At 63.3% G+C, this 12,044-nt stretch carries 10 protein-coding genes; 7 read left to right on the top strand and 3 right to left on the bottom strand.

Features of this window, described 5'->3' with window-relative positions; translation table 11 throughout:
* Positions 1 to 22 precede the first annotated feature (22 nt).
* The 5 genes from LRP30_RS35875 to LRP30_RS35895 all read left to right on the top strand — a co-directional run bounded on the left by LRP30_RS35875 (position 23) and on the right by LRP30_RS35895 (position 2,153).
* Positions 23 to 472 carry a DsrE family protein gene (locus LRP30_RS35875; RefSeq protein ID WP_249757869.1) on the top strand — a complete coding sequence of 150 codons (450 nt, stop codon included), beginning with the start codon at positions 23 to 25 and terminating at the stop codon, positions 470 to 472.
* A gap of 243 nt (positions 473 to 715) precedes the next feature.
* Positions 716 to 1,039 carry a metalloregulator ArsR/SmtB family transcription factor gene (locus LRP30_RS35880; protein WP_091879607.1) on the top strand — a complete coding sequence of 108 codons (324 nt, stop codon included), beginning with the start codon at positions 716 to 718 and terminating at the stop codon, positions 1,037 to 1,039.
* On the top strand, positions 1,036 to 1,455 hold the full coding sequence (locus LRP30_RS35885) for an SRPBCC domain-containing protein (RefSeq protein WP_128937874.1): 420 nt from the start codon (positions 1,036 to 1,038) through the stop codon (positions 1,453 to 1,455). Before LRP30_RS35880 ends, LRP30_RS35885 begins: the two co-directional genes overlap by 4 nt.
* Before the next feature lie 39 nt (positions 1,456 to 1,494).
* Positions 1,495 to 1,707, top strand: a complete 213-nt coding sequence (locus tag LRP30_RS35890) for a hypothetical protein (RefSeq protein ID WP_249757870.1) — start codon at positions 1,495 to 1,497, stop codon at positions 1,705 to 1,707.
* Positions 1,707 to 2,153 carry a DUF1801 domain-containing protein gene (locus LRP30_RS35895; RefSeq protein WP_249761909.1) on the top strand — a complete coding sequence of 149 codons (447 nt, stop codon included), beginning with the start codon at positions 1,707 to 1,709 and terminating at the stop codon, positions 2,151 to 2,153. Before LRP30_RS35890 ends, LRP30_RS35895 begins: the two co-directional genes overlap by 1 nt.
* A 374-nt stretch (positions 2,154 to 2,527) precedes the next feature.
* Here the strand turns inward: LRP30_RS35895 and LRP30_RS35900 are convergent, their stop codons facing one another.
* From LRP30_RS35900 to LRP30_RS35910, 3 genes are read right to left on the bottom strand one after another with little or no spacing between them, the layout of a single operon-like run.
* On the bottom strand, positions 2,528 to 4,066 hold the full coding sequence (locus tag LRP30_RS35900) for a SpoVR family protein (RefSeq protein WP_128936157.1): 1,539 nt from the start codon (positions 4,064 to 4,066) through the stop codon (positions 2,528 to 2,530).
* Positions 4,063 to 5,340, bottom strand: coding sequence for a YeaH/YhbH family protein (locus tag LRP30_RS35905; protein ID WP_206732717.1), 1,278 nt, complete (start codon positions 5,338 to 5,340; stop codon positions 4,063 to 4,065). The genes LRP30_RS35900 and LRP30_RS35905 overlap by 4 nt, the downstream gene beginning before the upstream one ends.
* 19 nt (positions 5,341 to 5,359) lie before the next feature.
* A complete protein-coding gene (locus LRP30_RS35910) occupies positions 5,360 to 7,303 on the bottom strand; it encodes a PrkA family serine protein kinase (RefSeq protein ID WP_091879622.1) in 1,944 nt (647 codons plus the stop codon).
* Positions 7,304 to 8,168: 865 nt separating this feature from the next.
* Between LRP30_RS35910 and LRP30_RS35920 the strand changes: the two genes are divergently transcribed.
* Both LRP30_RS35920 and gnd read left to right on the top strand, forming a co-directional pair.
* Positions 8,169 to 11,018: a bifunctional transaldolase/phosoglucose isomerase gene (locus tag LRP30_RS35920; RefSeq protein WP_249757871.1), complete on the top strand. Its 2,850-nt coding sequence runs from the start codon at positions 8,169 to 8,171 to the stop codon at positions 11,016 to 11,018.
* 13 nt (positions 11,019 to 11,031) lie between these two features.
* Complete coding sequence (gnd, locus tag LRP30_RS35925; RefSeq protein WP_249757872.1) at positions 11,032 to 12,030, top strand: phosphogluconate dehydrogenase (NAD(+)-dependent, decarboxylating); 999 nt, start codon at positions 11,032 to 11,034, stop codon at positions 12,028 to 12,030.
* The last annotated feature ends 14 nt before the right edge of the window (positions 12,031 to 12,044 follow it).

The raw sequence follows: 12,044 nt of genomic DNA on the forward strand, positions 1-12,044 counted from the left end.
GTCTTGGTCGAGGGAGATCGCCATGAATCGCCGGAACATGTTGTGGAGCGCCGTCTCCGCTTTGGGCGCGGCCTTTGGCGTATCGCGTGCACGAGCCGCCACTGAGGCAAGCGCGGGCAACAAGCTCAAGGTGGCCTATCACCTCAGCGACGCCGAGAAGGTCAATTTCGTGCTCGGCAACATCCAGAACCACATCGACGGCGTCGGTGGTACCGACCATGTCACGATCGCGCTGGTGATCCACGGACCGGCGCTGAAGGCGTTTCACGCGGCGCAGGCCAACCCCGACGTCAGCAAGCGTGTCGGTGACTTCTCCAAGGACGGCGTCGAGCTCGCCGCCTGCGGCAACACGATGAAGGCGCAGAACGTCTCACTGAAGGAGTTGTTGCCGGGCTTCGTCAGCGCGGAGAACGGCGGCGTGGTCCGCCTCGCCGAGCTTCAGGCGCAGGGGTATTTGTACTTGCGGCCGTAAGGCGCCGCAAAGGAGGTCCGCTCCCTCCCCCGTTTGCGGGGGAGGGCTGGGGAGAGGTGTCGCCGCAGTGGGACTCCCCGAGAGGAGAAACCCTCACCCGACGCTTCGCGTCGACCTCTCCCGCAAGCGGGAGAGGTAAGGGGAGTTTGTGGCCGCCCTTCCCGATTCATTCGCATCGCGCTTGACTCATCCATAACTTCCCGGTTATGAGTTGATCCATAACCTATGAGTTATGGATTTTGCATGTCCGCCACTCACGACCTCCTGTTCAGGACACTCGCCGATCCGACCCGGCGGGCGATCTTCGAACGGCTGTGCCGGGAGGGCGAGCAGACGGTCGGGGCACTGACGGCGCGGTCGGGCGTGTCCCAGCCGGCGGTCTCAAAGCATCTCGGCGCCTTGAAGCAGGCCGGCCTCGTGCGCGACCGCCACGAAGGACGCCAGACTCATTACAGCGCGCAGCCCGGTGCGCTCAATCCGCTGATCGACTGGACCAGCCAGATGGCCGGCTTCTGGCAGAACCGGCTCGACGCGCTCGACGATCTCCTGAAGAGGATGGACCAATGACTGAAACACGCTCCGTAATCGTTGAGCGCGAATTTGCCTTTCCGGCGGAGCGGCTGTGGCGCGCGCTGACGCAGCCGCATCTGATCGAGGAATGGCTGATGAAGAACGACTTCAAGCCGGTCGTCGGCCATCGCTTCAACCTGCGCGGCGAATGGGGCGGCGTGCTCGATTGCGAGGTGCTCACCATCGAGCCGCAGAAGACGCTCGCCTACACCTGGAATTTCTCGCATGAGGATGCGGCGTTCGACCTGAAAAGCGTCGTGACCTTCACGCTGACGCCGACCGGCGTCGGCACGCATCTGCGCGTCGAGCAAGCGGGCTTCAGCCCGACGCAGAAGCAGGCTTATGGCGGCGCGCATGCCGGCTGGAAGCAGTTTTTTGCCAAGCTCGATGAGCTACTGGCGCGGACGGGCTAGCCCCCGCCATCCATTCCGATCATTTTCAAAGGAGGTCCAATGAGCACGCAGATGTGGATTCGGCAGATTCATCGCTGGCTGTCGATGGCTTTCACGCTCGCCGTCATCGCGAACATCGTGGCGATGATCACGCAGATCCAGGCCGTCTGGATCGGCTTCCTGGCGCTCGTCCCACTCATTCCGTTGCTCGCGACCGGGTTATATCTGTTCGCGCGGCCCTATGTCAGCCGCAGCGTGAACGAGGCCAGATGATGAAGAAGGCTGTGACGGCGAAGAAGGCTGGCGCGAAGGAAGCGAATGGGGCTTCCCCCTCCAAGCTGATCGACGGCAGGATCAAGGAGCTCGGCGACTGGCGCGGTGAGATGCTGGGGCGGATCCGTGGCCTGATCAAGGAAGCCGACCCTGATGTCGTCGAGGAATGGAAATGGCGCGGCGTTCCCGTGTGGGAGCACGACGGCATCATCTGCACCGGCGAGACCTACAAGGAAGTGGTGAAGATGACCTTTGCCAAGGGCGCGGCGCTGGAGGATCCCGCGGGGCTATTCAACTCCAGCCTCGACGGCAACGTGCGCCGCGCGATCGATATTCGCGAGGGCGAGAAGATCAACGAGAAGGCGTTGAAGGCGCTCATTCGCGCGGCGGTGGAGTTGAATGCGTCCAAGGCCAAGAAGAAGCCGGCCAAGAACCGATCGACCTAGGTTGATGTAAATTCTTGGCGACGGCCAAAGCAACCGCCTCGTCCTTCGAGACGACCGCGCCGCGGTCTCCTCAGGATGAGGCTAATCGGCATCCGTGCCCGTTGAAAGTGCTGCCGCGCATTCCGTCGTCATCCTGAGGGCCCGCCAAAGGCGGGCGTCTCGAAGGATGAGCCGCGGGCTGGCTTCAACCTCTCCCGCTTGTGGGAGAGGTCGCGCCGAAGGCGCGGGTAAGGGCTCTCTCCTCTGGGGGAGTCCCACTGCGGAGATACCCTCTCCCCAGCCCTCCCCCGCAAGCGGGGGAGGGAGCGCATCTGCCTCGCGGTAAATCACAAGGGCCAGTTTCATCGTGCTCTAGGAGCTGGCGGCTGGCCTCCTTACGCCACTGCCGCCGGGATCGGGCGCGGGCTTACGACGTATTCGCGCAGGACCTTGTCGTTGGCGTCGACCTCGATCAGTGAGACGTCGTAGGTCCAGAGATCGGCCAGGTGCTGAAGCACGCGCTTGGCGTCGGTCTCGTTGAGCTGCGAGCCCTTGATGACGTGGTGATGCAGGATTAGCCGGCGGTCGCCGGAGAGATCGACATCGACCACCTCGATATTGGCGTCGATGAAGCCGACGTCATGCTGCCGTGCCAGCTCGCGGCGGACGCGGCGGAAGCCGCGTTCGTCGTGGATGGCGTCGACCCGGATTCCCGCGCGCTCCTCGGGATCGTCATGCAGGTGGAACATGCGGAAGTGCCGCATCAGCCTGGGGCTTAGGAACTGGCCGATAAAACTTTCATCGCGGTAATTGGCCCAGACGTCGCGCAGCACGCCCATCACGTCGCCCCTGCCGGCAATGTCCGGGAACCATTCGCGGTCCTCGTCTTCCGGTTTGGTGACGATGCGCTCGATGTCCTGCATCACGGCAAAACCGAGCGCATAGGGATTGAAGCCGGAGAAGCGTGGATCGTCGAACTCGGGCTGGAACACCACGTTGGTGTGCGATCCCAGGAATTCGAGGAAGTTGCCGTCGGTGATGCGGCCTCGCTCGTGCAGCATGGTCATGATGCGGTAGTGGACGTAGGTCGCCGTCCCCTCGTTCATGACCTTGGTCTGGCTCTGCGGATAGAAATATTGCGCGATATGGCGCACGATGCGCAGCAGCTCGCGCTGCCACGGCGCCAGCCGCGGTGCGCTCTTCTCCAGGAAATAGAGCAAATTCTCCTGCGGCAGGCCGAGCAGCTTGCGGCGGCGCTCGATGCTGAGCGCGGACCGGCTCTTGGCGGCGCCCTTCGGGACTGTGCGCCAGAGGTCGTTGAAGACCTCCTCCTCATGCTGGCGGCGGCGCCCTGCCCGCTTCTCTTCGGCGCGCAAATCGAGCTTCTTCTTGCCGGGATAGCGGTCGATGCCGTGCGACATCAGCGCGTGTGCAGCGTCGAGCGTGCGCTCGACCTCGATGCGGCCATAGCGCTCTTCGCAGCTTGCGACATAATTCTTGGCGAAGTCGAGATAATCCAGGATGCCGTCGGCATCGGTCCACTGCTTGAACAGATAGTTGTTCTTGAAGAAGTGGTTGTGGCCGAAGGCGGCATGCGCGATCACCAGCGTCTGCATCGTCGCCGTGTTCTCCTCCATCAGGTAGGAGATGCAGGGCGAGGAGTTGATCACGATCTCATAGGCAAGGCCCATCAGGCCCTTGCGATAGGACGCTTCGTGAAACGCAAAATGCTTGCCGAACGACCAGTGCTTGTAGAACAAGGGCATGCCGACCGACGAGTACGCGTCCAGCATCTGCTCGGCGGTGATGACCTCGATCTGGTTCGGATAGACGTCGAGACCGAGATCCTTCAACGCGATCTCCTCGCAGGCATCGGTGATGCGCTGCAAGGTGCGAAAATCCCAATCCGCGCCTTCGAACAAGCGTTCCGTCATGGAGCGGCCTTCTCCTGGCTGGTTTCGCGGCGCTGGAACAGGTCGTGGAACACCGGAAAGATCTCGCTGCGCTCCGAGACCTTGCGCATCGAGAGCGGTGCGCCGCTGCTGCGCAGGCGCTCATAGAGGGTCCAGAGCGAGGAGTCGGAAAGATCGAAGGCGCTGCCGCCGGACTCGCCGACCTCGAGATAGGCAAAGAACTGGCAGACCGGCAGGATCTTGTCGGTCAGCAGCAGGCCCGTGAGCTCGCCGTCGGAATAGGAATTGTCGCCGTCGGAGGCTTGCGCGGCGTAGATGTTCCAGTCCGCCGGATTGAAGCGCTCGCGCACGATTTCGTGCATCGCCTGGAGCGCGCTGGACACCAGCGTGCCGCCCGAGGCCGGGCCGTAGAAGAAGGTCTGCTCGTCGACCTCCTCGGCGCGGTCGGTGTGGCGGATGAAGACGATCTCGACATGCTTGTAGCGGCGCTTCAGGAACACGTAGAGCAGCATGTAGAAGCGCTTGGCCAGATCCTTCATGTGCTCGGACATCGAGCCCGAGACGTCCATCAGGCAGAACATCACGGCCTGCGCCACCGGCCGCGGCACCGTCTCGAAGCGGCGGTAGCGGATGTCGAGCGGGTCGATGAACGGGATGCGCTTGGATTTCGCCTTGAGCTTTTCGAGCTTGGCCAGCAGCTCGGCGCGCACGTCCTCGTCGGTGCAGGCGGCAATCTCGGCTTCCAGCTCATCGATCTCGCTCTTGCGGGGACGGCGGAGCGCGATGCGGCGGGCGAGCGCGAGCTGCACCGTCCGGCTCACCGAGATGTTGGCGGGCGAACCCGAGGTGGTGTAGCCGGCGCGCTGGATGCCCTCGCTCTCGGTCTGCGCGATCTTGCGCTTGGCAAGATCCGGCAGCTCGAGATCGTCGAGGAAGAGGTCGACGAACTCGTCGCGGCTCAGCACGAAGCGGAACGCGTCCTCGCTGTCGCCCTCGCCGGGACCGGAATCCTTGGCGCTGCCCTGGCCGGAGCGCTGGAGATAGTCGCCCTCGATGAACTTCTTGTTTCCGGGCAGCACCATGTCGCGCGTGCCGCCCTCGCGGCGGAAACGCGGCTCGTGCATGCCGTCGAGCGGGATCGTGACCTCGCCACCCTCCAGGACATCCTTGATGTCGCGTTCCTGCGAGGTCTTCTTGACGGCGCCCTGCACCAGGGATTTGGCCCGACGCAAGAACCGCTGCCGGTTCTCAAGACTCTTGCCGCCTGGATTCAGGCGCCTGTCAATAATGTGAATGGCCACTGTCCCATCCGCCTTAGCCGGCCTGCTTCACGCGCATGTACCATTCGACGAGCCGGCGAACCTGACGCTCGGTGTAGCCGCGCTCCACCATGCGTGCGACGAACTCGCCGTGCTTCTTCTCCGTCTCGCCGTCCTTCTTCGACCCGAAGGAGATGACCGGAAGCAGGTCCTCGACCTGGGAGAATATCCGCTTTTCGATCACGTCGCGAATCTTCTCGTAGGAGGTCCAGGTCGGATTCTTGCCAGCGTTCTGGGCCCGCGAGCGTAACGAGAATTTGACGACCTCGTTGCGGAAGTCCTTCGGGTTGGCAATGCCCGCCGGTTTCTCGATTTTCGTCAGTTCCTGGTTCAACAACTCGCGATCCAGCAGCTGGCCGGTGTCGGGATCCTTGAAGTCCTGATCCTCGATCCAGGCGTCGGCATAGTCGACGTAGCGGTCGAACAGATTCTGGCCGTAATCGGAGTAGGATTCGAGATAGGCCTTCTGGATCTCGTTGCCGATGAACTCGGCATAGCGCGGCGCGAGTTCCGCCTTGATGAATTCGAGATAACGTTTCTCGGTTTCCTCCGGAAGCTGCTCGCGGCGGATCGCCTGCTCCAGCGCGTACATCAGGTGCACGGCGTCGGCGGCGACCTCCTGCGGATCGTGGTTGAAGGTCGCGGCCAGAACCTTGAACGCGAAGCGGGTGGAGGCACCGTCCATGCCCTCGTCGACGCCGGCGGCATCGCGATATTCCTGGACGCTGCGCGCCTTCGGATCGGACTCTTTCAGGCTCTCGCCGTCATAGACCCGCATCTTGCCGAACAGGGTGGAGTTCTCGTGCTTGCGCAGGCGCGACATCACCGAGAACCGCGCCAGCGTCTCCAGCGTCGAAGGCGCACAAGGAGCCGAGGCGAGCTCGGAACCCTGGATCAGCTTCTCGTAGATCTTCTGCTCTTCGGTGACCCTGAGGCAGTACGGCACCTTGATGACGCAGATGCGGTCGATGAACGCCTCGTTGTTCTTGTTGGCCTTGAAGCTCGACCACTCGGCTTCGTTGGAGTGCGCGAGGATGATGCCGGTGAAGGGGATCGCGCCGATATTCTCGGTGCCAATGTAGTTGCCTTCCTGCGTCGCGGTCAGCAACGGATGCAGCATCTTGATCGGCGCCTTGAACATCTCGACGAATTCGAGGATGCCCTGGTTGGCGCGGTTGAGGCCGCCGGAATAGCTGTAGGCGTCGGGATCGTTCTGCGCGTAGGTCTCGAGCTTGCGGATGTCGACCTTGCCGACCAGCGAGGAGATGTCCTGATTGTTCTCATCACCGGGCTCGGTCTTGGCGACCGCGATCTGGCGCAGCCTCGACGGCTGGATCTTGGCAACGCGGAATTGCGAGATGTCGCCGCCGAAGGATTCCAGCCGCTTGTAGCACCACGGGCTCATCAGGCCGGTGAGGCGGCGGCGCGGAATGCCGTACTTCTCCTCCAGCATCGGCCCGAGCTGATCGGGATCGAACAGGCTGAGCGGGCTCTCGAACACGGGCGAGAGCTCGTCGCCGGCCTTCAGCACGTAGATGGGCTGCACTTCCATCAGCGACTTCAACCGCTCGGCGAGCGATGATTTGCCGCCACCGACCGGACCGAGCAAATAGAGGATCTGCTTGCGCTCTTCGAGGCCTTGCGCCGCGTGACGGAAGAAGCCGACGATGCGCTCGATGGTTTCTTCCATGCCGTAGAAGCCGGCGAAGGCCGGATAGGTGCGGATCGTGCGGTTCAAAAAAATGCGGCCAAGGCGTGGGTCCTTGGCCGTGTCAATCGTCTGAGGCTCACCGATCGCCGCTAGTAGTCGTTCGGCCGCATTCGCGTATTTCATGGGATCGCTTCGACACGATTCCAGATATTCCGCCATCGACATGTCGTGCTGGCTTCTCGCCTCGAACGACCGAGCGAAAGCGTTGAATAGAGAATCGTTGTACATGATCCCTCTCCGCGTGAGTTCCGCTACAAGCTGAAACGAAAGCAGTTACCGGACCGTTCCTCAGGCCGTTTCGAATCAGCGTGAGCACATGACGATCATTGGACACCCGGGTGACGACTCGACGCAATGCACAACGTAGGCACTCGTTGAGTTACGAACAGGCACATGCCTGTAATTTGAGCGAATCTACATCCATATTGGCTCATTTCCAGGAAATGTCACTTGGTCGCAACATCCGGGCATTACCGGGGATTGGACCATCCGGCGCTGCAGCATAGCGATCTGCCAGCGGCGATCTTATGACGCTTGTAGGGCGAAGCCTTGAGCGCCGCGTTCATCTTCCTGCTGCAATGCAGTGCATGGACCGTCGGCTGCGTGCACCGTCGCGGCAAGCGCATCAGTGTACCAAAATCGGCCGCGAGGCCGGCGTCGGCGTCAGCACGATCATCTTGTGGTCGCGACATTCTTCAGCAGAGATCTCTGCAATCAAATCCGACGGCAGAAATTCATTGCCGATGCGGAGGACTGTCAGTGACAGCGAGCACCACCATGATGTGCGTGCATGCTTCCCCCCGCATGGCCGTTCGCGACAAATCCACCGACGCCCCGGTCGATCGCACGCCACACAACCCCTGGCCGGCTGACGTTACCCAACGAAACCGCCGGCCGAGTCTTCCCAGCCAACGCCCTTTACGCAACACACCTACGCCCGCCTGGATCGCCATGATCGCGACGGAGTTACACCCGAGGGTATGACGCTTATCCTCTTGATTGGTTCCCTCCCGGGAGCATGTAGGCTAGAGGATAGCGCGTCAGGACCGGCGCGGAACCCCCTCGCCCGCAGGCTTGGAGATAAATAAACATCATGAATCCCGTCAAAGAACTGGAAAAGCACGGACAAGCCGTCTGGCTGGACTTCCTGGCCCGTGGCTTCATCGCCAAGGGCAACCTGAAGCGACTGATCGACACCGACGGCGTCAAGGGCGTCACCTCCAATCCCTCGATTTTCGAGAAGGCGATCGGCAGCTCGGACGAATATGACGCCTCGATCGGCAAGGCGCTGAAGCGCGGCGACCGGACCGTGGCCGACCTGTTCGAGGCCGTCGCGGTCGAGGACATCCAGAACGCCGCCGACGTGCTGCGCCCGGTCTACGACCGGCTCGAGGGAGGCGACGGCTATGTCAGCCTGGAGGTCTCGCCCTATCTGGCGATGGATACGGCCGGCACGGTCGCCGAGGCGCGACGGCTCTGGAAGGACGTCGATCGCAAGAACCTGATGGTGAAGGTACCTGCGACGCCGGAGGGCCTGCCAGCGATCGAACAGCTCATTGGCGACGGGATCAGCATCAACATCACGCTGCTGTTCTCCAAGGAGGTCTATCTTGATGTCGCCGAGGCCTACCTCGCCGGCCTGGAAAAATACGTCGCGGGCGGCGGCGATCCGTCGCATGTGGCGAGCGTCGCGAGCTTCTTCGTCAGCCGGATCGACACCTTGGTCGACAAGCAGCTCGACGAGAAGATCGCCCGTGCCAACGACCCCAGCGAAAAGGAGCGCCTCGCAGCGCTGAAGGGCAAGGTCGCGATCGCCAATGCCAAGCTCGCCTATCAGGACTACAAGCGCCTGTTCTCCGGCCCGCGCTGGGAGAAGCTCGCCGCCAAGGGCGCCAAGCCGCAGCGCATGCTGTGGGCGTCCACCGGCACCAAGAACAAGGACTACAGCGACGTCCTCTATGTCGAGGAGCTGATCGGCCCCGCCACCATCAACACGATGCCGCCGGCGACGCTGGAGGCGTTCCGCGACCATGGCAAGCTGCGCGACACCCTGGAGGAGAATGTCGACGACGCAAGGCGCGTGCTGGAGGAGCTGGAACGCTCCGGCATCTCGCTCGATGCGATCACCGAGGAACTCGTCAAGGACGGCGTCAAGCTGTTCGCCGACGCCGCCGACAAGCTCTATGGCGCCGTCGCCCATAAGCGCGCCGTGGTGCTCGGGCCCGCACTCGACCGCCAGCTCCTCTCGCTCGGCGATGGGCTCGGCAACGCCGTGGCCAAGAGCACCGAGGAATGGCGCGCATCCGCCAAGATCCGCAGGCTATGGCAGCGCGACAAGTCGGTCTGGACCGGCACCGATGAGGACAAATGGCTCGGTTGGCTCGACAGCGCAGCCAAGGCCGACATCGCCGACTACGAGGACTATGCGGGCCGCGTGAAGGGCCAGCAATTCTCGGACGCCGTCGTGCTCGGCATGGGCGGATCGAGCCTCGGGCCGGAGGTGCTGGCCGAGACCTTTGGGAAAAAGCCCGGCTTCCCGAAACTGCATGTGCTGGATTCCACCGATCCGGCGGAGGTTCGGGCGATGGAGGCGAAGATCGACATCGCCAACACCGTCTTCATCGTCTCCAGCAAGTCCGGCGGCACCACCGAGCCGAACGCGATGAAGGACTATTTCCATGAGCAGGTTGCCAAGGCGGTCGGGCCGAAGGTGAAGACCGGCCATCGCTTCATCGCGGTGACCGATCCCGGCTCGTCGCTGGAGAAGGCGGCGAAGAAGCTGAACTACGCCCGCATCTTCCACGGCGAGCCCACGATCGGCGGCCGCTATTCGGTGCTCTCGCCGTTCGGCCTGGTGCCGGCGGCAACCGCGGGCATCGACGTCAAGACCTTCGTCAAGCATACGCTCGCGATGGCCCGCTCCTGCGGGCCGGACGTGCCGCCATCCGAGAACCCGGGCGTGCAGCTCGGCCTTGCCATGGGTCTCGCCGGCCTCGAAGGCCGCGACAAGGTGACGATCCTGCCATCGAAGAAGATCGCCGATTTCGGCGCCTGGGCCGAGCAGCTCATCGCGGAATCGACCGGCAAGGAGGGCAAGGGCCTGATCCCGATCGAGGGCGAGCCGCTGGGCGAACCCGCAATTTACGGCAACGACCGGTTCTTCATCGACATCCGCATCGACGGCGAGGCGGACGCCGCCCATGATTCCAAGCTTGCCGCGATCGAGGCGGCCGGCCATCCCGTGGCGCGCATCGTCATGAAGTCGATCGACCATCTCGGCCAGGAGTTCTTCCGCTTCGAGATGGCGACGGCCGTGGCCGGCAGCATTCTCGGCATCAACCCGTTCGACCAACCGGACGTGGAAGCGGCCAAGATCAAGACCCGCGAGCTCACTTCAGAGTTCGAGAAGACCGGCGCGCTGCCGGCCGAGGAGCCGGTGGTCAGCACCGATGAAGCCGATCTCTACACCGATGAGGCTAACGCCACGGCGCTGCGTGCCGCCGGCGCCAATGGCGATCTCTCCTCCTGGCTGAAGGCGCATCTGTCGCGCTCGGGCCATGGCGATTATGTCGCCCTGCTCGGCTACATCGCGCGGGACAAGGCGACCATCGACGCACTCCAGGCCATGCGGCTCGAAGTGCGCGAGAAGCGGCATGTCGCGACCTGCGCCGAGTTCGGACCGCGCTTCCTGCACTCCACCGGTCAGGCCTACAAGGGCGGACCGGACAGCGGCGTGTTCCTCCAGATCACGGCAGACGATGCCAAGGATCTACCGGTGCCGGGCCAGAAGGCGAGTTTTGGTGTGATCAAGGCAGCCCAGGCGCGCGGCGATTTCGACGTGCTTACCGAACGCGGCCGGCGCGCGCTGCGCGTCCACCTCAAGGGCGGGCTCAAGAAAGGTCTCGTGGCGCTCAATGCGGCGCTTAACGATGCACTGAACTAAAGGAAGCTCTCACATGCAACTCGGCATGATCGGCCTCGGCCGGATGGGCGGCAACATCGTTCGCCGCCTGATGCGTCACGGCCATTCGACCGTGGTCTACGACAAGGACGCCAAGGCCGTCGCCGGCCTGGCCGCGGACGGCGCAGTCGGTTCCGCGACGCTCGAGGAATTCATCTCGAAACTGGAGCGGCCGCGCACGGCCTGGGTGATGCTGCCGGCGGGGCGCATCACCGAGACCACGATCGACACGATCGCGGGCGTGATGCAGGCCGGCGACGTCATCATCGACGGCGGCAACACCTTCTGGCAGGACGACGTCCGCCGCGGCAAGGCGCTGAAGGAGCGCGGCATCCACTATGTCGACGTCGGCACGTCAGGCGGCGTCTGGGGGCTCGACCGCGGCTATTGCATGATGATCGGCGGCGAGAAACCGGTGGTCGACCGGCTCGATCCGATCTTCGCCGCGCTCGCGCCCGGTACCGGCGACATTCCGCGCACGCCGGGGCGCGATGGCCGCGATCCCCGCATCGAGCAGGGCTACATCCATGCAGGCCCCGTCGGGGCCGGCCATTTCGTCAAGATGATCCATAACGGCATCGAATACGGCCTGATGCAGGCCTATGCCGAAGGTTTTGACATCCTCAAGAACGCCAATATCGAGGCGCTGCCGGCGGACCATCGCTACGATTTCGATCTCGCCGACATTGCCGAGGTGTGGCGGCGCGGCAGCGTGATCCCATCCTGGCTGCTCGACCTCACCTCGACGGCGCTCGCCGACAGCCCGGCATTGTCGGAATATTCCGGTTTCGTCGAGGATTCCGGCGAAGGACGCTGGACCGTGAATGCGGCGATCGACGAGGCGGTGCCCGCCGAGGTCCTGACCGCGGCACTCTACACACGTTTCCGTTCCCGCAAGGAACACACCTTTGCCGAGAAAATTCTCTCCGCGATGCGCGCAGGGTTCGGCGGCCACAAGGAGCCCAAGCAGCCCGGCGCGCCGAAGCCGAAGTAAAACCTACTCAAGCG

It is taken from the genome of Bradyrhizobium sp. C-145, assembly GCF_023375135.1.
GTDB lineage: Bacteria > Pseudomonadota > Alphaproteobacteria > Rhizobiales > Xanthobacteraceae > Bradyrhizobium > Bradyrhizobium zhanjiangense.